Origin of the sequence: Thioclava sp. F42-5, from assembly GCF_002213195.1 — a bacterium.
Taxonomy (GTDB): Bacteria; Pseudomonadota; Alphaproteobacteria; order Rhodobacterales; family Rhodobacteraceae; genus Thioclava; species Thioclava nitratireducens.
The window spans coordinates 399,365-424,985 of the sequence record NZ_NBNZ01000003.1 but is presented as its reverse complement, the minus strand read 5'-3'; the positions used below and the strand labels follow the sequence as shown (position 1 = coordinate 424,985).

The window sequence follows — 25,621 nt, the reverse complement described above, 5'->3', positions numbered from 1 at the left end:
GCACTTGGGGAGAATGCGCGGAAATTCGCTTGGTTCCGCAGCCTGTATGTTAACGAAGCGTTTCGATCGGTCCGTCCGCACGTCCGTGGATGAACTGCTGGACGTAAGGGTCTGAAGTCGCGTCCATTTCCGAGATCGGACCTTCCCATCGAATTTTGCCCGCGTGGAGCATTGCAACGCGGTCGGCAATCGCGCGGACCGAGGTCATGTCATGGGTGATCGTCATCGCGGTCGCGCCCATCTCGGTGACGATCTCGCGGATCAGCTCGTTGATGACACCCGCCATGATCGGGTCGAGCCCGGTGGTGGGTTCGTCGAAGAAGATGATCTCGGGCTGTGCGGCGATCGCGCGGGCAAGGCCGACGCGTTTCTGCATCCCGCCCGACAGTTCCGCCGGATATAGGTCCGCCACATCCGGCGACAGGCCCACCCGGCGCAGCTTCTCCACCGCGATCTCGCGCGCTTCCGCCTTGGGGCGCTTCAGCGCGCCGCGCAGCAGGCGGAAGGCGACGTTCTCCCAGACGGAAAAGCTGTCGAACAGCGCGCCGCCTTGAAACAGCATCCCGAAGCGGGCGAGGAAGGCGTCGCGCTCCCCGGTGCGGACATCGACCCCGTCGAGTGTGATCGTCCCGCTATCGGGTTTGACCAGCCCGAGGATACACTTCAGCAGTACCGATTTGCCGGTGCCCGAGCCACCGATGATGACCGTCGATTGCCCCGTCGGCACCACTAGATCGACGCCGCGCAGGACGTGGTTCGATCCGAAGCTCTTGGTTATGGCCTCAAGCGTGATCATGCCGAGAAGAACGCCTCCGTCAGCACGTAATTCGCGGCGAGGATCGCGACCGAGGCGGCGACCACCGCCGATTTCGTCGCCCGGCCCACGCCCTGCGCGCCGCGGCCCGAATTCATTCCGTGATAGCAGCCCATCGTCGCCACGATGAAGCCGAAGGCCGCGCCCTTCACGAGGCCCGATCCCACGTCCCAGAACTCGAGGAAATCCCACGTATTCTTGAGGTAGGTGGCGGAGTTGAAGCCGAGGCGGTTCACGCCGACCGCCCAGCCGCCCATGATCCCGATCACGTCGCCCACGCCGACCAGCATCGGCACGCAAAGCGTCGCGGCCAGCACGCGCGGCACGGTGAGATATTTCATCGGGTTGGTCGAGAGCGTGGTGAGCGCGTCGATCTGCTCGGTCACTTTCATCGTGCCGATTTCGGCCGCGATGGATGAGGCCACACGCGCCGCCACCATCAAGCCGCCCAGGACGGGGCCAAGTTCACGCACCATTCCGATCGCGGTGATCGAGGGCACGACCTGCTCTGCCGAGAAGCGCGCGCCGCCCGCGTAGATCTGCAGCGCCAGCGCCGCGCCGGTGAACAGGGCGGTCATCCCCACGACCGGCAGCGACAGCCAGCCGATATTGAGACAAGCGAGCCAGAATTCGCGCAGGTAGAAGGGCGGGCGGAGCAGGTGGCTCAGCGTCTCGCCCACGAAGCGCGACAGCCGCCCCGTCTCCGCCAGAAGCGCGAGCGTGGCCCGCCCGAGCGTGGCCAGCGGTCGGCTGAGCGCCGTTGCGGTCATGCGGCGGGCTCCGCGTAGCGGCGGGCATAGCGTGGACCGAGCGAGGTCAGGATCTCGTAGCCGATCGTGCCCGCGAGATCCGCCAGCGTGTCGACACCCTGATGCGGCCCGAGCAGATCTAGCGTCTCGGGCACCGTATCGAGATCGGTCACATCCACCGTCAACAGGTCCATCGAGACGCGGCCCCGCAGCGGGCAGGGCGTGTCGCCCGCGTAAAGGTTCGTGATGTTCGACAGCACGCGGTGAATTCCGTCGGCATAGCCCGACGAGAGCGTCGCGATCTTCGTCTCGCGCTCGGCGGTCCAGGTGTTGCCGTAGCCCACGGTTTCGCCAGGCTCGACGATCCGGGTCTGGATCACCGGCAGCGAGAGGGTCACGACGTGGCGCGCCTCTTCGAAGGGGCGCCCGCCGTAAAGGCCGATGCCGGGGCGTGTCACGTCGAAATGATAGTCCGGCCCGAGCAGAATGCCGCCCGTCGCCGAAAGCGAGCGTTTCAACCCCATCCCGTCGGTCATGCGTTTGAACTCGGCCAGCTGCTTGGCGTTCATCTCGTGGTCGGGCTCGTCGGAACAGGCGAGATGGCTCATCACCAATTCGATCCCGCGCTCCATCAGCTGCGGGGCGGCGGCCTGCCAGTCGGCAGCCTCCATCCCGAGCCGGTTCATCCCGGTGTCGAGCTGTACGCCCACGGGGCTCTCGGGGATCGCCTGCAGATGCCGCTGCGCCTGTTCGCCGGAGTTCAGCATCGGGATCAGCCGCGCGTCGCGCAGGAAACCCGCATCGCCCGCCATATGACCGCCAAGAACGAAGATCCGCGCGTCTTCGCCCAGATGCGGACGCAGCTTCGCGCCTTCCTCGGCCAGCGCGACGAAGAAGTCCCGCGTACCCGCCCGGTAAAGCGCCGGGGCGATACGCTCTGCGCCCAAGCCGTAGCTGTCGGCTTTCACGACCGCCGCCGTGCGCGTCGCCTCACCCGATTGCGCGTCGAGCGCGCGCCAATTGCTGACCACTGCGTCGAGGTCGATATGAAGATGTGCCTGTGCCATGGCCCCTTTTTCTGCGCACACGCCCTCAGGTCAAGCGCAATCCGCGCACGCCTCGCGCATGGCTGCGTTTCAGGGAAAGCTGCGCCCGTCGTCCAGCCGCGCAAGGATGGCCTCCGGCCCGCCCTGATGCGTCTCCCAGATCAGCACGGCGCAGGCGGCTTCGGCATAAAGTCGGTTGTCGCGCCCGGCCTGCGGTGCCCAGTCGAAGGGCGAGCTGGGCAGGTCGGCGCGCGGCAGCGCCTGACAGCGCCCGATGCCCGAGCCTGGCCCGAGATAGCGCGGATCGTTCGAGACCAGCACCGCTAACCCCTCGTCGAACCACGCAGGCATGCGTCCGCGTACCTGACCCAGCACCCCCAGCCGGGCATGGGTCTCGGTATGGGTCAGCTCATGCGCAAGGATCGTCTCGGTCAGCCCGCGCGGGGCCACGCGCACCACCGCCCAGGCCCCGAGCGAATAGGTCACTGCCGCCGCACCCCGCCCACCAAGTCGGCGGTCGCAGGCGTCGCTCGTGCAGGCGAGAATGCGGGTATGGGCCTCGCGCGTGGGATAAAATTGGGCGACGGTGTCGCGTGCCGCATCGACCGTCTCGACCAGATCGCGGCGCTCTGCGCGGCTCATCTCATGCTCGACGAAAATGCCTGGCGCGGCCCGGTCCAGCCCGAAGCAGCGCGGGCATAGCCCCGCCGCCAGTACCGGATAGAACCACAACAGCGCGATCAGGCCCAGAAGCCCGCCCGCCAGAAGCGCCAATAGAGAGACCCGGATCACTCGCCACATGCCGCCAAGATGGCGCAAGCCACGGTTTTCACCAAGCGTCAGTCGCGCCCGCGGAGGATTTGTCGCAGCGCGCCGTGCAGTGTCTGCACCTCCGAGCGCGTCATCGCGAAGCGCGTCCACATGTTGCGCAGGTTGCGCTTCATCATCGGGGCCTTCGCGGGCGGGTGGAAGAAGCCCGCCTCCTCGAGCCGCTGCTCGAAGTGATCGCCCAGCTTCTCGACCTCGACCGCGCTTGCAGGATCATGGCCCGCAAGCCCCGGATCGATCGGGACGGACTCCAGCGTGTGGCGCGAATACTCATAGGCCGACAGCAGCACCGCCTGCGCGAGGTTGAGCGAAAAGAACTCCGGGTTCACCGGGACCGTGATGATCGCATTGGCGCGCAGGATGTCGTCATTCTCCAGCCCCGTGCGTTCGGGCCCGAAAAGCACGCCGACCTTCTGGCCTGCGACGATGCGTTTGCGCGCCTCGTCCATCGCCGCCTCGGGCGTGTAGATGGGTTTGGGCAACTCACGGCCCCGCGCGGTGGTGGCAAAGACGTAATCGCAATCGGCCACCGCGTCCGCCACGCTGTCATAGACGCCCGCGAAATCGAGCACCTGACCGGCCGCCCCCGAGGCCATCGCCACCGCTTTCGGGTTGGGCCAGCCGTCGCGCGGCTCCACCAGCCGCATCTTGCGCAGCGAGAAGTTGAGCATCGCGCGCGCCGCCGCTCCGATATTCTCGCCCATCTGCGGACGCACGAGGATGAAGGCGGGCTGGGCGGGATCGGGAATTTCAGGCGTATGGGGCATGGGCGGTCCTTTCGCGCCTCTCCTAGTCGCGCAAGCTGGCACTGGCAAGGCCGCGCCGCTTGCGTTAATAGGCGCCCAAGACCCGCAAAGGAGCCTGCCCATGGCCGAAGACCGCCCGCAGATTTACCTGATCACGCCGCCCGCTTTCGACGCCGAGGAATTCGCGCCGAAACTGGCCTCGGTGCTCGATGCGCATGAGATCGCCTGCATCCGCCTGTCGCTCGCCAGCCGCGACGAATACGAGATCGGTCGGATCGCCGACGCGATGCGCGAAGTGGCCCATGCCCGCGACGTGGCTCTGGTCATCGAATCCCATGTCGCCCTCGTTGAACGCCACGGGCTCGACGGGGTGCATTTCATCGATGGCGCGAAGCAGATTCGCTATGGCCGCAAGGAGCTGGGCGACGACGCGATCGTCGGCAGTTTCTGCGGCAATTCCCGCCATGAGGGGATGAACGCGGGCGAGGCGGGGGCCGACTATGTCTGCTTCGGCCCGATCGGCGAGACCAATCTGGGGACGGCCGAACCCGCCGAGCACGAGCTGTTCGCCTGGTGGTCGGAAGTGATCGAAGTCCCGGTGGTGGCCGAAGGCGCGCTGACCGAGGAATTGGTCACGAAATTCGCCCCCGTCACCGACTGGTTCGCCTTCGGCGACGAGGTCTGGCGCGAAGACGACCCGGCCGTAGCTTTGGGACGGTTCATCAAGGCGATGTCGTGATGCCGGATTGGCTCGGCGATAGCGACGGCCCGATGGGCGATTACGGGGCCTTCATGGAGAGCGAGCTGCAGGTGCCGCGCGCCGATCTGGCCTCGCATATCCGCCAGCTTCCGGGCGAGCGGCTGCTGATCGGGCTCGTCGGCGGCCCCGGTGCGGGCAAGTCGCATCTCGCGCATGAACTCGCCGAGGCGCTCGGAGAGCAATCGGCGATTGTCGCGATGGACGGGTTTCACCGCGACAATGACTGGCTCGACGCACGCGGCCTGCGTAACGTGAAGGGCGCACCGGAAACATTTGATACGGAGGGGTTTTCACAACTTCTTGCACGGCTGAAATCGAGCCGTCAGGACGAGGCGGTGCCGACCTTCGACCGCGATCTGGACGCCACCGTTCCGGGCGGTGCAAACGTGCCGGGCTCGGCGAAATACCTGATCGTCGAGGGCAATTACCTGCTGCTGACGCGGCCCGGTTGGAGCGATCTCTATCCGCTCTTCGATCTTACGATCCGCATCGATCTGCCTGAACAGGTGCTGCGCGAGCGGCTGACTCAACGCTGGCGCGATCAGGGCTGCGATCTGGCCGAGACGCGCCGCCGCGTCGAGGAAAACGACTTGCCCAATGGCCGCACCATCACGCGCGAGAGCCGCGCCGCCGATCTGGTCGTGCGGGACTGAGCTTCGCGTCTCAACGCATGGAAATCCTGAGATAAATCCCGTCCTTGCCGCGCACCGTCAGATGCGCGACAGGGACCGGTTCGCGGCCCTCGACAGCCTCGAACCGAAACGCCCGCAGCAGCATCGCGAGCAGAAGCGGCCCCTCTGCCATCGCGAAGCCTGCACCTGGGCAGACCCGCGCGCCCGAGGAGAACGGGATATAGGCGCGGCGCTGGCAGGACTTGCCGTTCTCGGTCTCCCAGCGGCACGGGTCGAACCCGTCGGGATTGTCCCATAGCCGTTCGTGGCGATGCAGGTGCCACGGTGAGATGACCACCTGACTGCCCGGTTTGACGTCGCGCTTGCGGAAGGTTTCCGGGCAGGTCGCCTCGCGCACGAACATCGGCACTGGCGGGTAAAGCCGCATCGCCTCACGGAATGTGGCGCGGTTCAACTTCAGCTTGGAAAGCACGGAAAAGTTGTGACTTTCTGCCAGTGCGGTCGTTGCCTCTTCGGCCACTCGGTCCTGCCATTCCGGATGCGTCGCCAGCAGATAGAGCGCCCATGCCAGCGCCGAAGCCGAAGTCTCGTGGCCCGCAAGAAAGAAGATCGCGACCTGATCGACCATCTCGGCGGTGTCGAAGGTCTCGCCGGTTTCGGGATCGGCGGTGGTCATGATCTTGGTCGCCAGATCGTCGGGCGCGGTGCCGGTGGCGATCCGGGCGGCGCGCTCTGTCGTCAGCCGCTTGATCAGCGCGCGGATATGGGCGGCCGTGCGCTTCGTCTCGCGCGCATGAAAGCGCGGAAACCAGCGCGGCAGCGGCAGCAGCGCGCCAAGATTGACCACCGGAGAGGCGCGCTGATGGCGCTTGAAGGCTGCGAAGACGGCGCTGGCGGTCTCATCCTCGATCGGGATCGAGAATAGGGTGCGAAAGATGATATCGGCCGCGACGTGGGAGGTTTCCGTTTCAATATCAATCGGTTCGGCGTCGGTCTTCATCTTCAGCCGTTCGACGCAAGCCTCGCCCGCTGCCCACATCGCCGGGAATGTCTCGCGCAGCTTGCCGCCCTCGAAGGCCGGGTCGATGATCCGGCGCTGGCGCTGCCATTGTTCGCCATTGGTGATGAAGACGCTCTCGCGGAGAAGCGGTTTCAGCCCCTCGCGCACTCGGTCGGATTTCGGGAAAGCCATCGGGCGTTTGTTGAGCACCAGATCGACCAGATCGGGGTCGTTGCACATGTAGGAGCGGAAGAACGGCGTGCGGAACTCCGCCATCCACGCGCGATAGAGGCGCGCGGGCTGGGCGGAGAGAATGTCGGATTTGAACAGCCGGAAATAACGCCAGAGCGAGACGCGATCCGGGCGCGGGGTCGGTTTCGGGGGTAGGCGGGAGGGCCGGCTCATGTGACGCTCGAGAACCGGTTCGCGGGCGTCGTGATCCGGCTTTTCGATGGCGGGCGACCGTGGAAGCGTTCGGCCAGGGTCAGCGGTCCGGCGGTGATGCGGAAATAGTCGTAATCCCTTGGCCGGTCGAAGGCGCAGAGGTATTGGAAATGCAGCCGGAAGAAGCGCCAGCGGAGGTCTTTCCAACGTGCAGGGCTGAGAGTCTGGGTGAAGGCGGCGGAGATCACCAGCGGGTGGATCTGGCCCTCCGGGGCCACGCCCGAGACCGCAACCGGATCGCAGAGCGCGAAGGCGCAGCCATCGCCCGGCGCGGTGACGTCGAGCCAGAACAGCTCGGGCCGCGTGGCGAGGAACTGCAGATCTGCGCGCAGGCGGGTGGCGCGGGGGAGGTAGCTGACCATCGGGATGACCTGACCGAGCGAGAGGAAGGCGAGCGCCGGGGGCGCTGCCCCAGGACCCCCGGGATATTTCGACAAGCCCGAACTGGGGAGGCGGTTCTCGCGGATCAGGTCGGCGAGGATCGAGACGGCGAGATGGGCGCCCGAGGAATGGCCGACGATCAGGACTTCATCCCAGTCCTCTCGCATGGCGTCTTCGATGCGGGTCGCGAACTCGGCCATGCGCGCTTCCAGCTCTGGCGGGTTCGCGCCGCCCCAGCGTGCGGTGAAGGCGTAGTCATGCATCAGGTAATAGGCGAAGAGCTTGCCGTCTTTGCCTCGGAACCAGCGCAGGGTGAGGGCGAGGATCGCGGCGCCGAGAATGAGGCCTGCGAGCCAGTCGAGCGGGAAGCCGGGAAGGCGCGTCAATGCGAGTGCTGCCGTAGCCCAGCCAAGGCCGAACCCGATCAGCGCCTGCACGATCAGTGCCACGATCGGGTAGAGCGCGGCGATCACCGGGCCTTTGCGCAGCCTCATCAGCCGGAACAGCGCGCCGGAGGCGATATAGGCCCATGCGGTGCGGATCAGTTGCGCGTAGGTCGCGGGGATCGATTTGCCCATCGATGAGCGCACGATATCGGACCAGACGAGCACTTCGACATCGGCCTCGACCTCTGCGCCGTCCTGGGTGGAGGTGACGTGCCAGCCATAGGGGCCGCCTGCGCGCTTGGGCGCCAGCGCGATCTCATAGCCCGAGATGCGGGCCTGGTCTGCGCCTTCCTTGCGGTAGAGCTCGCGGTAGCGGCGGGGGTGAATCGGGTCGTAGCCCGGAATGTAGAACACCCGGCGCCTGTGCACCCGCCCTTTAGACCCGCTTGTCATTCGCTGCCCTTCCTCGCGGGCAGATTAGCGGCCCTGCGCGGCGAAAGTAAGGAAAATCAGCGCTCTGCGCGTGACCAGCGCAACTGGTTCGCCTCGATCGCGGCGATGCGCTTTTCGGTCTTGGGGTGGGTCAGCAGCCAGGCGGGCGTGGTCTGGCCCGCGTTCTTCGTCAGCGCATCGAGCTTGTGGAAAAGCGAGACCTGCGGCGCGGTGCCGAAGCCAGCCTTGATCATCAGTGCGGAGGCGAATTCATCGGCCTCGAACTCGTCGCGCTGGCTGAGGCGGGCGGCGAGTGCGGCGGTGATCAGATTGGCGATCCACGGACCGATGAAGGGGATGAAGCGGCCAAGCACTGTCATCAGCACGGCGCGCAGGGCGTTCTGACCCGAGAAGTCGATCATGCGGCGGCGCGAATGGCCCAAGGCGACATGGCCCAACTCATGCGCGATCACCGAGGTCAGCTCCTCGGCCGAGACTTCGCGGTTGCGATATTTGCGCATGAAGCCTTCGGTGATGAAGACGCGGCCATCGGGGGCGGCGAGGCCGTTGACCGGTTCGATCTGGTAGACATGGACGGGGATTTCCGAGACTTCGAGCGCGGCGGCGAGCCGGTCGAGATAGGGCTCCAGCTTGCTGTCGCGCAACCGGCGCGAATTCCCGTTCAGCTGGCGTTTGAGTTGCCAGGTCGAGAAATGCCACATGGCGAAGCCGTAGAGGACCAGCAGCAGGATCGGGAGAAGGCGGAACAACATGGGATGGATATGGCGGCTCGCGGGCCCGTGATCAAGCGTCGTGATCAGGCGTCGGATGGGGGGCTTTGGGCGCGCGCTTGGCCGCGTGCCAGAGCCACCAGCCGAAGGCGAAGGCGGCCGCACCCGCGCCCAACAGCCCCAGCGCGTTGCCCGCAAGTTCGGCGGCCGCGTCCAGATTGGCCCCGAAAGTGATGCCGAGGCCCACATAGGCGGTGACCCAGACCGCTTCGCCCGCCAGATCGGCCAGCGTGAAACGCCGATGCGCAAAGCCCGAGGCGCCGGCTGCGAGGTTCACCCAAGGGCCGAGCGCGGAGAACATCCAGCGGGTGAAGAACACCGTGACCGCGCCGCGCCTGCGCAGGGCCGCCATCGCCTTGTCCACCAGGGCGCCGCGTCTGGTGCCGGGCTGCGGCAGGAACCGCTCGGCCCGGCGGCCGAGCTGAAAGCCCAGCTGATCGCCGAGGATCGCACCGGTGAAGGCTGCGCCCGCGACCGTCGCGAGGTCCAGATCGCCCGAGGCCACGAAGGCTCCGCTCGCGATCATCATCAGCGAGGAGGGGACCGGGATCGCGAGGCAGCTCAGGAAGGTCGTCAGACCTAACAGCCAAGGCCCATAGAGCGGCACCTGCGCGAGCAGCCAATCTGAGAGGTCGGAGAAACTCATTGCGGCGGTCGCGCTTCTTTGTCGGCGATCGTCTTCGGCAGGCCGAGAGAGAGTTTGCGCATCAGGTTCTGCAGCGGCTCGCCCTTGGCCTTCGCGATACGTTCCAGCGTCGGGCGTCCGTCGCCGACCAGCGCGTGGCCGTCCTCGATGCCGAGGATCGCGTCGACTTCCTCGATCTTCAGATGCCAGCTGCGCGCGATATAGCCAGGCGTCATCCATTCCTCGGGGCTTTGATGCAGATGGGCGGGGTCCGACCAGTAGATCGCGCGCGAGACGAACCTTGCGCCGAAGAACAGCGACAGCGCGACCGCGAGGATAAAGCCCAGCGAGGCGATCTTGTGATGCCCCCAGAGGTAGCGCAGCCGGTTCATCCGAGTTCCTTCATCGCCGCGGTGATCCCTTCGAGGGTCAGCGGATGCATTCGGTTCTCGAAAATCTCGCGGATGATCTCGATCGACGGCGTATAACCCCAGCTGCGTTCCGGGATCGGGTTGAGCCATGTGTGATCGAGCCATTGCTCGCGCGCGCGTGTCAGCCAGACGTGGCCCGCTTCGTCGTTCCAATGTTCGTTTGCGCCGCCGCGATGGGTGATCTCATAGGGCGACATCGAGGCGTCGCCCACGAAGATGCATTTGTAATCGGGCCCGTAGCGATGGAGCACGTCCCAGGTCGGCGTCGCCTCGTTCCAGCGACGCTTGTTCGATTTCCAGACGCCCTCGTAGAGGCAATTGTGGAAATACCAGTGCTCGAGATGCTTGAACTCGGATTTGGCCGCCGAGAACAGCTCTTCGACCAGTTGCACATGGGCGTCCATCGAGCCGCCCACATCGAGGAAAAGAACCACCTTTACCGCATTGTGCCGCTCGGGTCGGGTTTTGACGTCGATATAGCCCGCTTCGGCCGAGGCGCGGATCGTGCCGGGCAGGTCCAGTTCCTCGTTCGCGCCGTGCCGCGCCCATTGGCGCAGGCGCTTGAGCGCCACCTTGATGTTGCGGGTGCCCAGCTCCACCGTGTCGTCGAAATCGCGAAACTCGCGCTTGTCCCAGACCTTCACGGCGCGCTGGTGACGGCTTTCCTTCTGGCCGATGCGGACGCCTTCCGGATTGTAGCCATAAGCGCCGAAGGGCGAGGTGCCCCCCGTGCCGATCCATTTGCTGCCGCCCTGATGGCGGCCTTTCTGCTCCTCGAGCCGCTTTTTCAGCGTTTCCATCAGGTTGTCGAACCCGCCGAGCGCCTCGATCTGCGCTTTTTCTTCGTCTGTTAGGTGTTTCTCAAGCTGCTTGCGCAGCCATTCCTCGGGCAGATCGACGGCGTTGAGCACATCATCCGGCGTGATCGTCTCCAGCCCCGAGAAGGCCTCGGAGAACGCGCGGTCGAACCGGTCGAGGAAGCGTTCGTCCTTCACCATCGCGGCGCGGGCGAAATAGTAGAACCCGTCGATGTCGTAGGTGCAAAGCCCCGCGGCCAGCCCTTCGAGAAAGCTCAGATATTCGCGCAGAGAGACGGGGACACCGCCGCGCCGCAGAGCATCGAAGAATGGCAGGAACATCTCCGCCCTCCGATTATGCCCAGATGCGGTTGATGATCACGGTGACGAAGAGGCCCACCAGCGCCAGCCCGATCGCGTGAACGGCGGCATATTGCGCCCGGTCGAGCTTGTTGCCGCCGCGTTTGCGGGCCTTCCAGTCGCCCCAGATCAGCCCGATCACCACCCCTGCCAGAACATACATGCTGCGCCCCCTTGCGGTCTTGGTCCGGGCGCGCCCGGACCGCCTTTTGCGGTCAGTTCACGCGAGCGCCCGCATTGGCGAGGGCCGCCACCTCTTTCGCGCGGCGTGTCACCGCCGCGTCCGAGCCAAATCCATAGCGCGCCCATTGCTGCATGTCGAGACGAGCCTGATGTTCCTGCGTAGCATCACCAAGCTGGCCATAGGCTTCGGCGCGGATCATGTAGAGCGTGGCCATCAGCGAGGCGTTCTCGGTCGAGACATCGGAGGCCAGCGCGCGGTTCACCAGCGTCACCGCCTCCTGCGCGCGGCCCGTGCCAAGTGCGTAGGCCGCAAGCTGCATATCGATATGGGCGGCCTGAATTTCCGCGCCCGGCGTTGCGCGGTAGATCCGGCCTGCCTTCTTGTAGGCCGCGACGGCTTTCTCGGGATCGGTCTTCATCGTCAGCCGCCCGACCGCGAACCACGCAAACGCCGCGCGGCTGTCATGCCAGCCCCGGCTGGTGGCGATCTTCGTGGCGCGTTCGGCGGCGGCACGACGGCGCTTGTCGCTCGCGCCTTGACCGAGCGCGGTGGTGATCGCCTTCACATAGGTGCGCGGTGTCGGATCGGCGGGCAGGGTGCGCATCTGGCCGCCCGACGGGTGGATCTTCGACAGGATCGCGGGCAGGGCCGCGCGCACTTCGTCGGGGCTCATGCCGGTGTGCAGCGCCGGGTCGTAATAGGCCCGCAGGATCGTCATGTCGAACTTGGTCAGCACGGTGTGGAAATTGTCGTCGTTCCAGACCGTATCGGGCAGGCGGTAGAGATCGTTCACCGGCCCGAGCGCCTGGCTGACCTCCTCATGCAGGCAATCGCGGATCTCCTGCGGGGTCGAGGCGGCGGGGATGAACACGGTGGCGGAATGGCGCTGCGTCAGCTTGGCCCAATCGCTGGCCTCGTCGCCATGCGAGTTGCGGTAATCCGTCCAGCTTTCGACATTGGGCACCACGAAACAGGCGACATTCGGAACCTCGCGCCGCATCTGCCGTTGGGGAACGAATTGCACAGAGATCGTGTTGGCATTGCCCGGTTCGGTCGACACGTTCAGCCCCGCCTCGGTCTGCAGCCGGTGGACCAGATGACCCAGTTCGGTCTGCGCGACGGGCGGGGCGTTGCCGGCGAGCGTGATCGAGACGGGACCTTCGAACCGGGTGAAGCGCGGCAGCGCGCGCCCGGATTCGAGGAAAAAGCTGAGCTCCATGAAGTCGGCGCCCAGATGGCTGTTATCGGGCAGCCGCTCAGACGGGGGAGCGGTCTCGAGCCCTGGCGCCAGATCGGGCGCGGAGAGATCGAGAAGTTGGGCCGTGCCACGGGTCGTCGTCACCTCGGGGCTGTTGGTCGAGCAGGCGGCTAGACCGCCCGCGACGATCAGCGCGGCGAGCATGCCCGCCCGCGCCGCAGCGCGTCCGGGGGACGAGGCTTTCAACAAGCCGGTGCGCGATGCCGTCTCAAGGTGCGCAGGCGCCAGAGAGGCCGCGCTGAGCAGTTTGAATGCTAAGCGCATGGCAGCGTGTTCCCAGTTCGATGCCGCAAGGTACACATACGGGTTTAAGCCCTGCCAGTAAATCTTTGCCTTACAATCGGAATTTTCGAGCCCCAGGGCGCGAAGCGGCGATATCCCGCCGGTCCGCAGCGCGGCTGAGGCTGCAATATGCTGAATGAGACGGCTTCTGTGCGCGGGAGCTCTGATTGATTACGACTCCGCGAATCGCGCCGTGATAACCGCCATTGTCGTGGAACTGCGGACGATTTGTGCCGGTTTGCGCAACAATATCCGCAGGTAAGGCCTCAAATCCGGAGTGGAAGAAACGCGATGCGCAAAATGCGAAACGCCCGGAGCAAGCCCGGGCGTTCGACTGTCTTCGTGGGTCGGATCAGGCGCGGCGACGGCGCCCGCCACGACGCCCACCGGCGGAGGAGGTGGCCGCGGCTGCCGAGGCTTCGGCGAAGCTGATGCCGCCTTCTTTCATCGCGTCGAGCGTCTTCGACAGGCGGATCCACTCCATCCCGTTCGGGTCGTGGTTCATCAGCAGGTTGGCGGCGCGGATCGCCTCCATCTCCTGATTGCGCACCGGGTTCATGATCGCCGAGGTCATGCCGGCGCCGATCGCCATCGGCAGATAGGCCCCGTTGATCCCGTGGCGGTTCGGAAGGCCGAAGGAGATGTTCGACGCGCCGCAGGTGGTGTTCACGCCCAGCTCGTCGCGCAGGCGGTTGACCAGCGTGAAGACCTGACGGCCCGCGGAGGCCATCGCGCCTACCGGCATCACCAGCGGATCGACGACGATGTCATGCGCGGGGATGCCGAAATCGGCGGCGCGCTCGACGATCTTCTTGGCCACGGCGAAACGCACGTCGGGATCTTCGGAAATCCCGGTGTCGTCGTTCGAGATCGCGACGACCGGCACGTTGTATTTCTTCACCAGCGGCAGAACCAGTTCCAGACGCTCTTCCTCGCCCGTCACCGAGTTCAGAAGCGGACGGCCTTCGGCGGCTTCGAGACCCGCCTCCAACGCCGCCGGGACCGAGCTGTCGATGCACAGCGGCACGTCGATCACGCCCTGCACGCAGTTGATCAGGTCGCGCATCAGCGAGGGTTCGACGAAGTTGTTATCCGCATAGCGCGGGTCTTCGGCCATCTTGTTCGAGAACACCGCGCCCGAATTGATGTCCAGAACCGTGGCGCCGCAGGCGACCTGCTCGAGCGCGTCTTTCTCGACGGTCGAGAAATCGCCTTGCTCGAGCTCGGCGGCCAGCTTCTTGCGGCCGGTGGGGTTGATCCGCTCACCGATGACGCAGAAGGGCTCGTCAAAGCCGATCACGACGGTTTTGGTTTTGGACTCAAGGACGGTGCGGGTCATTCATGGCCTCTCTGTTCGGCGATCCAATTGGCTGTGGCAGTGATACCGCCCAGCGGGAAGAAATGCACGGCTTCGATATTCGACGGGCGATCGGCGGCCAGATCGGTCAGCAATTCGGTCGGCTCGAAGGGCAGCAGCAGCTTCGTCACGTCGCGGGCGCGCTTTTGCAGCACTTTCAGCGAGGGGCCGACGCCGCAGGCGATGGCGAACTTCAGCAGCGTCTGCAGTTTCGCGGGGCCCGCGATGCCCAGATGGACCGGCATTTCGATGCCGTTGGCCTCGAGACGCTTGGCCCAGTCGCGGATCGGACCGGCCTCGAAGGCGAATTGCGTGGCGATCGCCATATCCGCATCGGTGCGGTTCGCGAAATCCTGCTTGAGCTTCAGCGCGGCCATCACCTCTGCCTCGCCGCCATTGGGATCGATGTCGCGGTTGCCCTCGGGGTGGCCGGCGACATGAAGACGGGCGAAGCCGTCGAAGGCGCCGGTTTCGATCATCTGCATGGCGCAGTGGAAGTCGCCCTTCGGCTCGGCCACGCCGCCGCCCAGCAGCAGCGCCTGCTCCACACCTGCTTCGCCACGGTAGCGTGAGACCCAGTCATTGAGCTGCGCTTCGTCGCGGATGATGCGCGCCGGGAAGTGCGGCATCGGCTGGAAACCCTCTTCGCGCAGCCGCTTGGCCGTGGCGAGCATTTCCTCGAAGGGCGTGCCGTCGATATGGGCGATATAGACGCGGGAGCCTTTCGCGAACAAAGGCGCGAAGCTTTCCACCTTCGCGGCGGTGCGCGGCATGACCTCGACCGAGGCGCCGTCCAGCAGGGCCACCATATTGGCGTTCACCGGCGGGCGGACCGGTTTCGCAGCCTCGCGGCGGAAATTCACAAGAGCCATGCGCCTATTCTCCCTTACGCGTCGGGCTGGGGGTTCCAGCCGTCATTGGCAATCAACGCGCGCAACCGCGCGTCGTCGTAGTCAGAGAGGATACGCGCCAGCGCGGCCTCGGCCGCCTCGGCATCGTCGCCGGGCTCTTCACCCGAAGCCACCTTGCGCCACTCGGCCAGATAGGCGTCGCTGTCGCGGGCGCCGATCTTCATGGCCGCGCGGTCGATCGCCTGCTCGAACCGTTCGGGCAGTGGTTTCTTGACGCCACGGCGTCCCTTGCCCGCGATGATCTGGGCCGGGATGTCGCGCCAATAGACCAAGGTGATCTGTGCCATGCGAATCTCTCTCCTCGTGGGGCCAGAATTGCCCGAAAGCGACGCCGGGCGCGGTGGATTTTCGACATTCCGTCGCGGGTGAGCGACGTGCCGGTGACTGTGGGGCAGGTGATAGCAGGCGGGCAGGGGCCTGGGCCAGCGCTGCGCATCGGAATAATCCGCGCCAAGATCATGAGCGCGGCTCAATCGACCGCGCTCCATCGCTGACCCAATCGGCCCGCCGCGTCGCGCCGTTCAATCCGACAGGGCGGTGATCCGGGGCAGGAACTCGGCGCGGCTCTTGGAAACCTCTTCGGCGATGAAGCGCATTGCGGCGCGGACGCGGGCGATCTCGTGCAGGTCTTCATGAGTGACCAGCCAGAAGGTGCGGCGAATCTCGATCTCGTCGGGCAGGATCGGCACCAGCTTCGTCGAGTGGCGGGCGAGGAAATCGGGCAGCACCGCGATCCCGCGTCCGGCCTCGGCCACCTGCTTGTGCGCGAAGAGATTGGTCGAGGACAGGCGCGGCGTGTGATCGCCCAGCATGACCGACAGGTAATCCAGCTCCGGCGTGTAGATCAGTTCCGGGATATAGCCGACCAGCGGGTGCTTCAGCAGGTCCTCCTTGCGGTTGATCGCCGAATTGCGGGCGAGGTAGTCGGGGGAGGCGTAGAAATGCAGCGTGTATTCGGTGAGCTTGCGCGACACGAGCCGCCCCTTTTCGGGGCGCGACAGGGTGATCGCGATATCCGCCTCGCGCTTCGAGAGCGAGAACAGGCGCGGCGTGGCGACCAGCTGCGCCTCCAGCTCGGGATTGGCCTTGATGAAATCCGCCAGCCGCGGCGCGAGAAAGAACGCCCCGAACGCATCGGGCGCGCCGATCCGCACCGTGCCGGACAGCGCATAGAGCGTGCCCGACAATTCGTCCTGCACGCGTGCCGCGACATTCTCGATCTGCTCGGCCTTCGCCAGAAGCCGCTCGCCATGTTCCGACAGCGCATAGCCGCGCGGGCTGCGCTCGAACAATTGCGCGCCAAGCTGGGTCTCCAAAGATTTGACCCGGCGTGATACCGTGGCATGATCGGTGCCCATCGCGCGGGCCGCGACGGTCAGGCGCCCGGCCCGGGCCACCGAAAGAAAGAATCGCAGATCGTCCCAATCGAAGCTCATTGCCGGTCCTTTTTGCAGTCGTGTGTCGTAAAAACGGGCTATATGGGTATTCTTGCACATGCGTTTGGCGATACGTGGCATGGCCGCGCGTATTTTCCCACCTAGCCTTTTGCACATGGCCGGTTTCTGCCTATGATGGGAGCGCTGACAATGAATTTATCGGCTTGAAGGGAACTGCGGTGGCGCAAGCACTTGAATGTCCCCTCGTTTCCAAGCTGAATTCGCCAGCGGTCGCGTCGAGGAGCAGGGACGGCCGTGTGAGGAGAAAAACAGGATCGTAATCCGGCAGGGACCAGAGAAGCGTCCCGTCGGCGTGTTCTCTTGGCGCGATGCGCAAGAGAGCCAAATCTATCAACCAATGGGAGGAATGTTGATGAAATCAGCTATTTACGCAGGTGTAAGTGCCGCGGCGCTTAGCATTGCCGCAGGCGGCGCGATGGCGCAGGATGCGATTTCGAACGGCTCGGTGAAGATCGGTGTGCTCGGCGATATGTCCGGCGTCTACTCGACCGGCTTCTCGGGTAAGGGCGCGGTCGACGCGGTGAAAATGGCCGTACGCGACTTCGGCGGCGAAGTTCTCGGCAAGCCGATCGAAGTGATCTCGGCTGACCACCAGAACAAGGCGGATGTCGGTTCGGCCACCGCACGCGAGTGGATCGACCAAGAGCATGTCGACATGATCGCCGACCTGACCAACTCGGCCGTGGCGCTTGCCGTGCAGCAACTCGCTTCCGAGAAGAAGACCATCACCTTCGCAACCGGCGCTGCCACCGCGGCGCTGACCGGCGAGAACTGCTCGAAATATGGCATCCACTACGGCTACGACACCCACGCGCTGCCGGTTGGCACCGCGACGGCGGTCGTGAAGAACGGCGGCGACAGCTGGTACTTCATCACCGCTGACTACGCCTTCGGCCATGCGCTGCAGGACAACACCTCGGAAGTCGTGAAGAACCTCGGCGGTTCGGTCGTGGGCAGCTCGGACGTGCCGCTGGCATCGACCGACTTCTCCTCGTACCTGCTGCAGGCGCAAAGCTCGGGCGCGAAAGTGATCGGTCTGGCCAATGCCGGTCAGGACACCGTGAACTCGATCAAGCAGGCGCATGAATTCGGCATCGTCGCCGGTGGCCAGCAGCTCGCTGGTATGCTGGTGCTGATCTCGGACGTGAAGTCGCTCGGCACCGACGTCGCCAAGGGCCTCCAGTTCACCACCGGTTGGTACTGGAACATGGACGACGAGAGCCGCAAGTGGAAGGAAGAGTACGAGAAGTTCTCGGGCGGCGAAGCGCCGACCTTCGTCCACGCTGCGGACTACTCGCTGACCATGGCCTATCTCGAGGCGATCAAGGCGGCTGGCACCGACGATTCCGACAAGGTGCGTGAGCAGCTCGGCAAGATGAAGATCGACGACTTCTTCGCCAAGGGCGGCACCATCCGTCCCGACGGCCTGCTGGAGCACGACATGTATCTGCTGAAGGTCAAGGAAGGCGGCGAAGATCCGTGGGACGTGGCCGACGTGGCGCGCACCATTCCGGGCAAAGAGGCCTATGCCTCGCTCGAAGCGGGCGGCTGCAAGCTGGTCAACAAGTGATCTGAACAAATCCTTGGCGCAGGGCGGCATCGCGACCGCCCTGCGCCTGCGTATCAGTCCGAAAGCGAGACCATGAGCGACGATATCATTCTCGAGGCCAAGAACCTGACCAAGAGTTTCGGCGGCTTCGTGGCCGTCAATGACGTGAACCTGCGCATCAAGCGCGGCGCCATTCACGCGATCATCGGCCCGAACGGCGCGGGCAAGACCACGATGTTCAACCTGCTGACGAAATTCATCACGCCCACGTCGGGCAAGATCCTCTTCAACGACCGCGATATCACCAATCGCAAACCCGCCGAGATCGCCAATATGGGCATCGTTCGGTCGTTCCAGATTTCCGCGGTCTTTCCGCACCTGACGGCGCTGGAAAACGTGCGCCTCGCGCTGCAACGCTCGCTGGGCGTGAGCTACCAGTTTTGGCGCTCCAAATCGGTGCTGCACGACCTCGACGCGAAAGCCGTCGCGGCACTCGATCAGGTGGGGCTGAAGGACTTCGCCCATCTCAAAGCGGTGGAGCTGCCCTACGGCCGCAAACGCGCGCTCGAGATCGCGACGACGCTGGGGCTGGAGCCCGAGCTGATGCTGCTCGACGAGCCGACCCAGGGCATGGGCACCGAGGACGTGGGCGCCGTGACCGAGCTGATCGGTCGTGTCCGCGAGGGGCGTACCATCGTGATGGTGGAGCACAACCTCGGCGTCGTGGCGGAACTGGCCGACACGATCACCGTGCTGGCGCGCGGCGAAGTGCTGGCCGAAGGGCCCTATTCCGAAGTGTCGAAGAACCCGCAAGTCATGGAGGCCTACATGGGCGTCTCCGCCGACGAGCAGGAGGAGGTCGCATGAGTACCGCAACCATGACCAAACCGATGCTCAAGATCGAGAATCTGCACGCATGGTATGGCGAGAGCCACGTCCTGCACGGGATCAATCTCGAACTGGGCGAGGGGCAGCTGATTACCCTTCTGGGCCGCAACGGCGCGGGCCGTTCGACCACGCTGCGTTCGATCATGGGTATGGTCGATCGCCGCGAAGGCTCGATCAAGATCAATGGCGAAGAGTTTCTGACGAAGCCCACGCACAAGATCTCGCCCGATGCACGGATCGGCTATTGCCCCGAAGAGCGCGGCATCTTCGCCTCGCTCAATGTCGAGGAAAACCTGATGCTGCCGCCGAGCGTGGGCGAGGGCGGCATGTCGGTGGAGGAACTCTTCGAGATGTTCCCGAACCTCGCCAATGTCCGCAAGCGGATGGGCACGCGGCTTTCGGGCGGCGAACAGCAGATGCTGGCCATCGCGCGTATCCTGCGCACCGGCTCGCGGCTGCTGCTGCTCGATGAGATCACCGAAGGGCTTGCGCCCGTGATCGTGAAAACGCTGGGTCGCGTGATCCGCGATCTGAAATCGCGCGGCTACACGATCGTTCTGGTGGAGCAGAACTTCCGCTTCGCAGCCCCGCTCGCCGACCGCCATTATGTCATCGAACATGGCGAGGTGATCGACGTGATCGAAGCCGATCAGGTCGAAGCCTCGATGGACCGGCTGAACCATTACCTGAGCGTGTAACGAGAAACCGGGCCGGGCACAGGCGCCCGAGACCCGACAGGGAGGACAACCCCGATGGATCCGATGATCCGACTTATTCTTGCCCAGGGGATGCTGGGCCTAAACAACGGCGTGTTCTACGCGATGCTGAGCCTCGGGCTCGCGGTGATCTTCGGCCTCTTGAACGTGGTCAATTTCGCGCATGGCGCGCTCTACATGCTGGGCGCGTTCCTCGCGCTGATCCTGTATTCCTATGTCGGTCAGTGGATCGGCATGGCGGACCTGCATATCGGCTTCTGGCCGGCGCTGATCCTCGCGCCGCTCCTGGTGGCCTGCTTCGGGATGCTGATCGAGCGCTTCCTGCTGCGCAGGCTCTACAAGCTCGACCCGATCTACTCGCTGCTGCTGACCTTCGGGATCACGCTGGTGCTGCAGGGCCTGTTCATCAATTACTTCAACGCCTCCGGCACGCCCTATCCGGGGATGCCCGAGAGCATGAAGGGCGTGACCAATCTCGGCTTCATGATGTTCCCGAAATACCGCCTCTTCGTGATCATCTTCTCGATCGTGGTCTGCTTCGTGACCTGGTACGTGATCGAACGGACCCGGATCGGCGCACGGCTGCGCGCGGGCACCGAGAACCCCGAGCTGGTGAAAGCCTTCGGGATCAACGTGCCGCTGATGGTGATGCTGACTTTCGGCTTCGGCACCGGCCTCGCGGGGCTCGCCGGCGTGCTGGCCGCGCCGATCTACTCGGTCAGCCCGCTGATGGGCGCGAACCTGATCATCGTGATCTTCGCGGTCGTCGTGATCGGCGGCATGGGCTCGATTGCGGGGGCGGTGATCACCGGCTTCTCTCTGGGGCTGATCGAGGGCGTGACCAAGGTCTTCTACGCGCCTGCCGCGAATACGGTGATCTTCCTGCTGATGGTGATCGTGCTTCTGGTGCGCCCGTCGGGCCTCTTCGGACGTCAAGGGTGAGGGTGAAGATATGAGCAATACGACAAGCACGACGAGCGAAATCGGCGAATTCGAACAGGAAGACGTCAGCCCCCAGACCCACAAGCGCGGCCGCATGGTGCAGGCTGTGTTCTGGGTGGTGTTGCTGGGCTTCCTCGCGATCGCACCCTTCTTCCTCTACCCGGTCTTCGTGATGCAGCTGCTGTGCTTCGCGCTGTTCGCGGCCGCCTTCAACCTGCTGATCGGCTTCACCGGCCTTCTGAGCTTCGGCCATGCCGCCTTCTTCGGCGGTGCGGCCTATGTCGCGGGCCATGTCCTCAAGGTCTGGGGCTTCCCGCCGATCCTGGGCATCATCGCTGGCACGCTCGCAGCGGCTGCGATGGGCTGGGTCGTGGGCTCGCTCGCCATTCGCCGGCAGGGCATCTACTTCGCGATGATCACGCTCGCGCTCGCGCAGATCGTGTATTTCTTCGCGCTGCAAATGCCCTTCACCGGCGGCGAGGACGGCCTGCAAGGCATCCCGCGCGGCAACCTGCTGGGGATTTTCAATCTCAGCGATCCGATTACGATGTACTATTTCGTCGCCGTGATCTTCTTGGTCGGCTTCCTCGCGATCTACCGCATCGTGCATTCGCCCTTCGGGCAGGTGCTGCAGGCGATCCGCGAGAACGAGCCGCGCGCGCTGTCGCTGGGCTACAACGTCGACCGGTTCAAGCTGCTGGCCTTCGTGCTGTCTGCGGGTCTGGCAGGGCTTGCGGGCTCGACCAAGGCGCTGGTGTTCCAGTTTGCCTCGCTGACCGACGCGCATTGGCAGATGTCGGGCGAGGTGATCCTGATGACGCTTCTGGGCGGCATGGGCACGATCTTCGGCCCGGTCGTGGGCGCGTTCATCGTGGTCACGCTGCAGCACTTCCTGTCGGGCATCGGCTCGTGGGTGCAGGTGGTGATCGGCGCGACCTTCATCGCCTGCGTGCTGCTGTTCCGCCGCGGCATCGTCGGCGAGATCGCGCGCCTGCTGCGCATTTCGTCGCTGTAAAACTGGCGTGGCGGGGGCGCTGCCCCCGCGCGTCACGGCCCGTCGCTTGCGCGTCGGGCGTTCGGCGGGCGTTCTTCCACTGGAAGGCCGCCTTTCCCGCCTCACCCCTCGGGATATTTCACAAGCCCGAAGAGGGACCGCGGCCTCAGGGTCTGGGAGCGCGCAAGGCGCGCGGGTTCACCGTCGCCCAGTCCGGCCAATATCCAAGCTTTTCAATGACAACGATCGCGATCACGGCGAGCGCCACGACCGCCACGATCTTCACCTGCGTCATCGACGGAGGGCGCCGTGCCCACCGCGCCATGCGCAGCAGCCACGTGTAATTCACGAAGCTTCCCCGGTGAAGCGCACCTTGCCGATATAGGGCAGGTTGCGGTTGCGCTGCGCGAAGTCGATCCCGTAGCCCACGACGAATTCATCGGGGATCTCGAACCCGGTCCAGGTGGCGCGCACATCGACCTCGCGCCGCGACGGCTTGTCGAGCAGCGCGCAGGATTCGATCCGCCCCGGTTCGCGCGCCCGCAGCATTCCCATCACGTGGTGCAGAGTGAAGCCAGTGTCGACGATATCCTCGACCACCAGCACGTCGCGGCCTTCGATGCCCGCGCGCAGATCTTTCAGGATGCGGACCTCGCGCGAACTGGTCATCGCGTCGCCGTAGCTCGAAGCCTCGAGGAAGTCGACTTCGACGGGCAGGTCGATCTCGCGCACCAGATCGGCGATGAACACGAAGGAACCGCGCAGCAGCCCCACCACGACCAGCTTGTCGGTGCCCTTGAAGGTCCGGGTGATCTCGGCCGCCAATTCCTCGACTCGGGCCGCGATCTGCTTGGCCGAAATCATCTGGTCGATCACATAGGGGCGCTGCGTCATGATGTCGGGCCTCGAAACGGGTTGTAGGGCTTGAACTCGGGCTTAGCTTTAGCGCATCAAGAGGCGCAAGAAAACGGGAGAGACATGCCTAAGCATCACGAGAACAGGGTCATGCCCTATAGCGCGCAGCAGATCTACGATCTTGTGGCCGATGTGGAGAGCTATCCGAAATTCCTGCCGTGGAATTCCGCCGCCCGCGTGCGCTCGCGCGAGGAGCGTCCGGACGGCTCGATCCTGATGCTGGCCGATCTGGTGATCTCGTTCAAAGTGTTCCGCGAGAAGTTCGGCTCGCGCGTGGTGCTTCATCCCGAGGAGCATCATATCGAGACCGAATATATCGACGGGCCGTTCAAATACATGCACAGCCACTGGCGGATGACCGATCGCGAGGACGGCTCCTGCGAAGTGGATTTCCACGTCGATTTCGAGTTCAAGAACGCGATCCTGCAGGGCGTGATCGGGGTCGTCTTCAACGAGGCGATGCAGCGGATCGTGCGTGCCTTCGAGAAGCGCGCAGAGGAGTTGTACGGGCCGAAGGGCTGAGCGCCGCGCCGTTCGTTCCGCGCCACGAAAAAGGCCGCCTCTCGGGGCGGCCTTTTTGCGTTCCCGTTCGAAGCCCCGCGATCAGGAATTCATGTCGTAGGCGCGTTCGCCATGGGTGGAAAGGTCCAGCCCGTTGGTCTCGTGCTCCTCGCTCACGCGCAGCGGGAAGACGAGCCGCACCAGCATCGCCAGCGCCCAGCTGCCTGCGACGGTGAAGACGCCCACCACCGCCAGCGCGCCAAGCTGGGCAACAAAGCTGCCATGGCCGAAGACCGCGATCATGATCGTGCCGAAGATGCCGCCCACGCCATGGACCGCGAAGACGTCGAGACTGTCATCGACATGAAGTCTCTCGCGGATCAGCACGACGAATTCCTGACAGATGATCCCGGCGGCGAAGCCGATCACCAGCGCCTCGATCGGACCCACGAAGCCCGAGGCCGGGGTGATCGAGGCGAGGCCCGCGATCGTGCCGGTCACAAGGCCCACCATCGAGGCGCGGCCGAACTTGATGCGCTCCCACAGCGCCCAGCTGAGCGAGGCGGCGGCAGCGGAGATATGAGTGACGGTAATCGCCATGCCGGCAACGCCATCGGCCGCCAGCTCCGAGCCGCCGTTGAAGCCGAACCAGCCGACCCACAGGAGCCCTGCGCCCATCGCGACCATGCCGGGGTTGTGCGGCGGGGTGGTGCGCTTGGCGCGCGGCCCGATCATCAGCGCCAGCACGAGGGCTGCAAGACCCGCGGTTTCATGCACCACGATGCCGCCCGCGAAATCCCGGGTGCCGACCGCGCCCCAGATGCCGCCATCCGACATCATGCCGCCCCCCCAGATCCAATGCGTGACCGGGGCGTAGATCAGCAGCATCCAGAGCCCGGTGAAGGCCATCACGAAGGCATAGTTGATGCGCTCCACGAAGGCGCCGACGATCAGGGCGGGCGTGATGATCGCGAAGGTCATCTGGAAAGCGAAGAAGACGATCTCGGGGATCGAGCCCGACAGCGTGTCGGGCGTCACGCCCAGCAGCGCAAATTTGCCCAGACCGCCCCAGTAGCCATTGGCGTCCCCGAAGGCGATCGAATAGCCGAACAGCAGCCACAGCACGCTCATCAGCGCGGCGATCGAGAAACACTGCATGAAGATCGACAGCACGTTGCGCGCCCGCACCAGCCCGCCGTAGAACAGCGCCAGCCCCGGCAGCGTCATCAGCAAGACCAGCGCCGTCGCCACCATGATCCACGCGGTATCGGCCGCGTTCATCCCCGCTTCCATTTGCTCACATCCTCCTCGGAAATCCCTCTGGAGGGGCAGGGGCCATAAGCGCCGCGCGCAATAAAGGGACAATTTCCGCGCAGGCCGCTCAAATGCGCGTCACTTTGGAAACTGCGCGCAAATTGGGCAGATTTTTCCCGGTATGCGCGATTGATGGGCGGAAGTGAGTCAGCTTTCGGCGGCTTGAAGCAGCAGGCTCAGCGCATGATCGCGGGCCGCTTCGCGCACGGTGTCGCGGCCGAGCGCGCCGAATTCGACTGTCTCGACCTGCGTTTCGGCGCCGTTTCGGGCGAGGCCGAAGCAGACGCGGCCCTCGGGTTTGAACTCCGACCCGCCGGGGCCTGCGATCCCGGTGATCGCGACCGCGAGCTGGGCGTGGGAGTGGCGCAGCGCGCCCTCGGCCATCTCGCGCGCGACCTCCTCGGAGACCGCGCCATGGGCGTCGAGGCTTTCCGCGCTGACGCCCAGCATCTCGCGTTTGGCGTCATTGGTGTAGGTGACGAAGCCGCGCTCCACCACCGCCGACGATCCCGGAATATCGGTAAGGGCTGCGGCGACCATGCCGCCGGTGCAGCTCTCGGCGGTGGCGACCATAAGACCGCGCGCCTTGCAGGCGTCGAGAACGTCGGAGGCGCGGCTCATCCCATCATGCCCAGAAAGACGATGTGATAGAGCCCTGCGAGGATGATCGACACGATCCCGGCAAAGACCCCCGCCCAGATATCGTCCAGCATCACGCCCGTCGCGTCATGGCGGCGATCGGCGCGGCCCACGAGCCACGGCTTCCAGATGTCGAACAGCCGGAACAGCAGGAAGGCCGCGACCGGGCCGGGCCAGACCATATGCAGATCGACGCCGGTGGAGAGGCCGCGCTGCCAGAAGCCGAAGGCCGGGAACAGGAGCCCCACCCATTGGCCCGCCACCTCGTCGATGACGATCTCGGAGGGGTCGTCGCTGCTGTCGCCCAGTTGCGCGCGCACCGACCAGAAGCCGAGTGCGGTGACCGCGACCGTGGCGATCACCAGCGGGATAAAGCCCAGCCAATGCTCGATCGCCCAACCGACCAGCACCGCCACCAGCGAGCCCCAGGTGCCCGGCGCGGGTTTCAGCAAGCCGACAAATCCGACCGTGTTGATGGCGCGCAGCATGGCG

The 25,621-nt window shown here is 65.0% G+C and carries 30 protein-coding genes; 8 read left to right on the top strand and 22 right to left on the bottom strand.

Features of this window, described 5'->3' with window-relative positions:
- Nucleotides 1-49: 49 nt before the first annotated feature.
- From B6V74_RS11455 to B6V74_RS11435, 5 genes are all read right to left on the bottom strand, one after another.
- The gene (locus B6V74_RS11455; RefSeq protein WP_088722841.1) at nt 50-796 is read right to left on the bottom strand and encodes an ATP-binding cassette domain-containing protein; all 747 of its coding nucleotides are present in this window, start codon (nt 794-796) and stop codon (nt 50-52) included.
- On the bottom strand, nt 793-1,584 hold the full coding sequence (locus tag B6V74_RS11450) for an ABC transporter permease (RefSeq protein ID WP_088722840.1): 792 nt from the start codon (nt 1,582-1,584) through the stop codon (nt 793-795). The genes B6V74_RS11455 and B6V74_RS11450 overlap by 4 nt, the downstream gene beginning before the upstream one ends.
- Nucleotides 1,581-2,630: an alanine racemase gene (gene alr, locus B6V74_RS11445; RefSeq protein WP_088722839.1), complete on the bottom strand. Its 1,050-nt coding sequence runs from the start codon at nt 2,628-2,630 to the stop codon at nt 1,581-1,583. The genes B6V74_RS11450 and alr overlap by 4 nt, the downstream gene beginning before the upstream one ends.
- Nucleotides 2,631-2,699: 69 nt before the next feature.
- Nucleotides 2,700-3,401: a hypothetical protein gene (locus B6V74_RS11440; RefSeq protein ID WP_146694545.1), complete on the bottom strand. Its 702-nt coding sequence runs from the start codon at nt 3,399-3,401 to the stop codon at nt 2,700-2,702.
- A gap of 47 nt (nt 3,402-3,448) precedes the next feature.
- Entirely contained in the window at nt 3,449-4,204 is a 756-nt protein-coding gene (locus B6V74_RS11435) for an RNA methyltransferase (protein ID WP_088718535.1), read from the bottom strand.
- Nucleotides 4,205-4,304: 100 nt separating this feature from the next.
- Here B6V74_RS11435 and B6V74_RS11430 point away from each other — a divergent pair, with 100 nt between their 5' ends.
- Complete coding sequence (locus tag B6V74_RS11430; RefSeq protein ID WP_088722837.1) at nt 4,305-4,922, top strand: thiamine phosphate synthase; 618 nt, start codon at nt 4,305-4,307, stop codon at nt 4,920-4,922.
- The gene (locus B6V74_RS11425; RefSeq protein WP_233243039.1) at nt 4,922-5,596 is read left to right on the top strand and encodes an AAA family ATPase; all 675 of its coding nucleotides are present in this window, start codon (nt 4,922-4,924) and stop codon (nt 5,594-5,596) included. The genes B6V74_RS11430 and B6V74_RS11425 overlap by 1 nt, the downstream gene beginning before the upstream one ends.
- A 10-nt stretch (nt 5,597-5,606) precedes the next feature.
- Here the strand turns inward: B6V74_RS11425 and B6V74_RS11420 are convergent, their stop codons facing one another.
- From B6V74_RS11420 to B6V74_RS11375, 12 genes are all read right to left on the bottom strand, one after another.
- Entirely contained in the window at nt 5,607-6,980 is a 1,374-nt protein-coding gene (locus B6V74_RS11420; protein ID WP_088722836.1) for a cytochrome P450, read from the bottom strand.
- On the bottom strand, nt 6,977-8,239 hold the full coding sequence (locus B6V74_RS11415) for a hypothetical protein (RefSeq protein ID WP_088722835.1): 1,263 nt from the start codon (nt 8,237-8,239) through the stop codon (nt 6,977-6,979). The genes B6V74_RS11420 and B6V74_RS11415 overlap by 4 nt, the downstream gene beginning before the upstream one ends.
- 56 nt (nt 8,240-8,295) lie before the next feature.
- A complete protein-coding gene (locus B6V74_RS11410) occupies nt 8,296-8,988 on the bottom strand; it encodes a M48 family metallopeptidase (protein ID WP_088722870.1) in 693 nt (230 codons plus the stop codon).
- A 34-nt stretch (nt 8,989-9,022) separates the two neighbouring features.
- Nucleotides 9,023-9,655 (bottom strand): DedA family protein, encoded by a 633-nt coding sequence (locus B6V74_RS11405; protein ID WP_075774929.1) that lies wholly within the window; start codon nt 9,653-9,655, stop codon nt 9,023-9,025.
- On the bottom strand, nt 9,652-10,026 hold the full coding sequence (locus B6V74_RS18990; RefSeq protein WP_168184217.1) for a hypothetical protein: 375 nt from the start codon (nt 10,024-10,026) through the stop codon (nt 9,652-9,654). The genes B6V74_RS11405 and B6V74_RS18990 overlap by 4 nt, the downstream gene beginning before the upstream one ends.
- Nucleotides 10,023-11,204 carry a VWA domain-containing protein gene (locus B6V74_RS11400; RefSeq protein ID WP_088722833.1) on the bottom strand — a complete coding sequence of 394 codons (1,182 nt, stop codon included), beginning with the start codon at nt 11,202-11,204 and terminating at the stop codon, nt 10,023-10,025. The genes B6V74_RS18990 and B6V74_RS11400 overlap by 4 nt, the downstream gene beginning before the upstream one ends.
- A 13-nt stretch (nt 11,205-11,217) precedes the next feature.
- On the bottom strand, nt 11,218-11,385 hold the full coding sequence (locus B6V74_RS18985; protein ID WP_165756950.1) for a hypothetical protein: 168 nt from the start codon (nt 11,383-11,385) through the stop codon (nt 11,218-11,220).
- A 52-nt stretch (nt 11,386-11,437) separates the two neighbouring features.
- On the bottom strand, nt 11,438-12,928 hold the full coding sequence (locus B6V74_RS11395) for a DUF2927 domain-containing protein (RefSeq protein ID WP_240497094.1): 1,491 nt from the start codon (nt 12,926-12,928) through the stop codon (nt 11,438-11,440).
- A gap of 370 nt (nt 12,929-13,298) precedes the next feature.
- The gene (locus B6V74_RS11390; RefSeq protein WP_075774926.1) at nt 13,299-14,285 is read right to left on the bottom strand and encodes a methyltetrahydrofolate cobalamin methyltransferase; all 987 of its coding nucleotides are present in this window, start codon (nt 14,283-14,285) and stop codon (nt 13,299-13,301) included.
- On the bottom strand, nt 14,282-15,175 hold the full coding sequence (locus tag B6V74_RS11385) for a 5,10-methylenetetrahydrofolate reductase (protein ID WP_088722832.1): 894 nt from the start codon (nt 15,173-15,175) through the stop codon (nt 14,282-14,284). Before B6V74_RS11385 ends, B6V74_RS11390 begins: the two co-directional genes overlap by 4 nt.
- Before the next feature lie 14 nt (nt 15,176-15,189).
- On the bottom strand, nt 15,190-15,501 hold the full coding sequence (locus tag B6V74_RS11380; protein ID WP_088722831.1) for a virulence factor: 312 nt from the start codon (nt 15,499-15,501) through the stop codon (nt 15,190-15,192).
- Nucleotides 15,502-15,735: 234 nt separating this feature from the next.
- Nucleotides 15,736-16,650 (bottom strand): LysR family transcriptional regulator, encoded by a 915-nt coding sequence (locus tag B6V74_RS11375; protein ID WP_075774923.1) that lies wholly within the window; start codon nt 16,648-16,650, stop codon nt 15,736-15,738.
- A gap of 373 nt (nt 16,651-17,023) precedes the next feature.
- Here B6V74_RS11375 and B6V74_RS11370 point away from each other — a divergent pair, with 373 nt between their 5' ends.
- The 5 genes from B6V74_RS11370 to B6V74_RS11350 all read left to right on the top strand — a co-directional run bounded on the left by B6V74_RS11370 (nt 17,024) and on the right by B6V74_RS11350 (nt 21,781).
- Nucleotides 17,024-18,241 (top strand): ABC transporter substrate-binding protein, encoded by a 1,218-nt coding sequence (locus tag B6V74_RS11370; RefSeq protein ID WP_075774922.1) that lies wholly within the window; start codon nt 17,024-17,026, stop codon nt 18,239-18,241.
- Between the two features lie 72 nt (nt 18,242-18,313).
- Nucleotides 18,314-19,087 carry an ABC transporter ATP-binding protein gene (locus B6V74_RS11365; RefSeq protein ID WP_075774921.1) on the top strand — a complete coding sequence of 258 codons (774 nt, stop codon included), beginning with the start codon at nt 18,314-18,316 and terminating at the stop codon, nt 19,085-19,087.
- An 11-nt stretch (nt 19,088-19,098) separates the two neighbouring features.
- Complete coding sequence (locus tag B6V74_RS11360) at nt 19,099-19,806, top strand: ABC transporter ATP-binding protein (protein ID WP_199224642.1); 708 nt, start codon at nt 19,099-19,101, stop codon at nt 19,804-19,806.
- 63 nt (nt 19,807-19,869) lie between these two features.
- Complete coding sequence (locus B6V74_RS11355; RefSeq protein ID WP_088719360.1) at nt 19,870-20,766, top strand: branched-chain amino acid ABC transporter permease; 897 nt, start codon at nt 19,870-19,872, stop codon at nt 20,764-20,766.
- Between the two features lie 94 nt (nt 20,767-20,860).
- The gene (locus B6V74_RS11350; RefSeq protein ID WP_088719361.1) at nt 20,861-21,781 is read left to right on the top strand and encodes a branched-chain amino acid ABC transporter permease; all 921 of its coding nucleotides are present in this window, start codon (nt 20,861-20,863) and stop codon (nt 21,779-21,781) included.
- 145 nt (nt 21,782-21,926) lie between these two features.
- Here the strand turns inward: B6V74_RS11350 and B6V74_RS11345 are convergent, their stop codons facing one another.
- A complete protein-coding gene (locus B6V74_RS11345) occupies nt 21,927-22,109 on the bottom strand; it encodes a hypothetical protein (protein WP_078550189.1) in 183 nt (60 codons plus the stop codon).
- Complete coding sequence (hpt, locus tag B6V74_RS11340; RefSeq protein ID WP_088722830.1) at nt 22,106-22,654, bottom strand: hypoxanthine phosphoribosyltransferase; 549 nt, start codon at nt 22,652-22,654, stop codon at nt 22,106-22,108. The genes B6V74_RS11345 and hpt overlap by 4 nt, the downstream gene beginning before the upstream one ends.
- A gap of 84 nt (nt 22,655-22,738) precedes the next feature.
- Between hpt and B6V74_RS11335 the strand changes: the two genes are divergently transcribed.
- Nucleotides 22,739-23,197, top strand: a complete 459-nt coding sequence (locus B6V74_RS11335) for a type II toxin-antitoxin system RatA family toxin (protein WP_088718543.1) — start codon at nt 22,739-22,741, stop codon at nt 23,195-23,197.
- 81 nt (nt 23,198-23,278) lie between these two features.
- Here the strand turns inward: B6V74_RS11335 and B6V74_RS11330 are convergent, their stop codons facing one another.
- The 3 genes from B6V74_RS11330 to B6V74_RS11320 all read right to left on the bottom strand — a co-directional run bounded on the left by B6V74_RS11330 (nt 23,279) and on the right by B6V74_RS11320 (nt 25,617).
- Nucleotides 23,279-24,457: an ammonium transporter gene (locus B6V74_RS11330; protein WP_075775123.1), complete on the bottom strand. Its 1,179-nt coding sequence runs from the start codon at nt 24,455-24,457 to the stop codon at nt 23,279-23,281.
- Nucleotides 24,458-24,637: 180 nt separating this feature from the next.
- On the bottom strand, nt 24,638-25,111 hold the full coding sequence (locus tag B6V74_RS11325) for a CinA family protein (RefSeq protein WP_088718544.1): 474 nt from the start codon (nt 25,109-25,111) through the stop codon (nt 24,638-24,640).
- The gene (locus B6V74_RS11320; RefSeq protein WP_088722829.1) at nt 25,108-25,617 is read right to left on the bottom strand and encodes a phosphatidylglycerophosphatase A; all 510 of its coding nucleotides are present in this window, start codon (nt 25,615-25,617) and stop codon (nt 25,108-25,110) included. The genes B6V74_RS11325 and B6V74_RS11320 overlap by 4 nt, the downstream gene beginning before the upstream one ends.
- Nucleotides 25,618-25,621 lie beyond the last annotated feature (4 nt).

What these genes read in the sequence shown, in the direction of transcription:
- B6V74_RS11365 (WP_075774921.1), top strand. Translation starts at nt 18,314, where the DNA reads ATGAGCGACGATATCATTCTCGAGGCCAAGAACCTGACCAAGAGTTTC.
- B6V74_RS11330 (WP_075775123.1), bottom strand. Translation starts at nt 24,457, where the DNA reads ATGAACGCGGCCGATACCGCGTGGATCATGGTGGCGACGGCGCTGGTC.
- B6V74_RS11355 (WP_088719360.1), top strand. Translation starts at nt 19,870, where the DNA reads ATGATCCGACTTATTCTTGCCCAGGGGATGCTGGGCCTAAACAACGGC.
- B6V74_RS11455 (WP_088722841.1), bottom strand. Translation starts at nt 796, where the DNA reads ATGATCACGCTTGAGGCCATAACCAAGAGCTTCGGATCGAACCACGTC.
- B6V74_RS11320 (WP_088722829.1), bottom strand. Translation starts at nt 25,617, where the DNA reads ATGCTGCGCGCCATCAACACGGTCGGATTTGTCGGCTTGCTGAAACCC.
- B6V74_RS11395 (WP_240497094.1), bottom strand. Translation starts at nt 12,928, where the DNA reads ATGCGCTTAGCATTCAAACTGCTCAGCGCGGCCTCTCTGGCGCCTGCG.
- B6V74_RS11335 (WP_088718543.1), top strand. Translation starts at nt 22,739, where the DNA reads ATGCCTAAGCATCACGAGAACAGGGTCATGCCCTATAGCGCGCAGCAG.
- B6V74_RS11435 (WP_088718535.1), bottom strand. Translation starts at nt 4,204, where the DNA reads ATGCCCCATACGCCTGAAATTCCCGATCCCGCCCAGCCCGCCTTCATC.
- hpt (WP_088722830.1), bottom strand. Translation starts at nt 22,654, where the DNA reads ATGACGCAGCGCCCCTATGTGATCGACCAGATGATTTCGGCCAAGCAG.
- B6V74_RS11325 (WP_088718544.1), bottom strand. Translation starts at nt 25,111, where the DNA reads ATGAGCCGCGCCTCCGACGTTCTCGACGCCTGCAAGGCGCGCGGTCTT.
- B6V74_RS11385 (WP_088722832.1), bottom strand. Translation starts at nt 15,175, where the DNA reads ATGGCTCTTGTGAATTTCCGCCGCGAGGCTGCGAAACCGGTCCGCCCG.
- B6V74_RS18990 (WP_168184217.1), bottom strand. Translation starts at nt 10,026, where the DNA reads ATGAACCGGCTGCGCTACCTCTGGGGGCATCACAAGATCGCCTCGCTG.
- B6V74_RS11390 (WP_075774926.1), bottom strand. Translation starts at nt 14,285, where the DNA reads ATGACCCGCACCGTCCTTGAGTCCAAAACCAAAACCGTCGTGATCGGC.
- B6V74_RS11350 (WP_088719361.1), top strand. Translation starts at nt 20,861, where the DNA reads ATGGTGCAGGCTGTGTTCTGGGTGGTGTTGCTGGGCTTCCTCGCGATC.
- B6V74_RS11425 (WP_233243039.1), top strand. Translation starts at nt 4,922, where the DNA reads ATGCCGGATTGGCTCGGCGATAGCGACGGCCCGATGGGCGATTACGGG.
- alr (WP_088722839.1), bottom strand. Translation starts at nt 2,630, where the DNA reads ATGGCACAGGCACATCTTCATATCGACCTCGACGCAGTGGTCAGCAAT.
- B6V74_RS11375 (WP_075774923.1), bottom strand. Translation starts at nt 16,650, where the DNA reads ATGAGCTTCGATTGGGACGATCTGCGATTCTTTCTTTCGGTGGCCCGG.
- B6V74_RS11415 (WP_088722835.1), bottom strand. Translation starts at nt 8,239, where the DNA reads ATGACAAGCGGGTCTAAAGGGCGGGTGCACAGGCGCCGGGTGTTCTAC.
- B6V74_RS11380 (WP_088722831.1), bottom strand. Translation starts at nt 15,501, where the DNA reads ATGGCACAGATCACCTTGGTCTATTGGCGCGACATCCCGGCCCAGATC.
- B6V74_RS11360 (WP_199224642.1), top strand. Translation starts at nt 19,099, where the DNA reads ATGACCAAACCGATGCTCAAGATCGAGAATCTGCACGCATGGTATGGC.
- B6V74_RS11400 (WP_088722833.1), bottom strand. Translation starts at nt 11,204, where the DNA reads ATGTTCCTGCCATTCTTCGATGCTCTGCGGCGCGGCGGTGTCCCCGTC.
- B6V74_RS11370 (WP_075774922.1), top strand. Translation starts at nt 17,024, where the DNA reads ATGAAATCAGCTATTTACGCAGGTGTAAGTGCCGCGGCGCTTAGCATT.
- B6V74_RS11450 (WP_088722840.1), bottom strand. Translation starts at nt 1,584, where the DNA reads ATGACCGCAACGGCGCTCAGCCGACCGCTGGCCACGCTCGGGCGGGCC.
- B6V74_RS11430 (WP_088722837.1), top strand. Translation starts at nt 4,305, where the DNA reads ATGGCCGAAGACCGCCCGCAGATTTACCTGATCACGCCGCCCGCTTTC.
- B6V74_RS11420 (WP_088722836.1), bottom strand. Translation starts at nt 6,980, where the DNA reads ATGAGCCGGCCCTCCCGCCTACCCCCGAAACCGACCCCGCGCCCGGAT.
- B6V74_RS18985 (WP_165756950.1), bottom strand. Translation starts at nt 11,385, where the DNA reads ATGTATGTTCTGGCAGGGGTGGTGATCGGGCTGATCTGGGGCGACTGG.
- B6V74_RS11405 (WP_075774929.1), bottom strand. Translation starts at nt 9,655, where the DNA reads ATGAGTTTCTCCGACCTCTCAGATTGGCTGCTCGCGCAGGTGCCGCTC.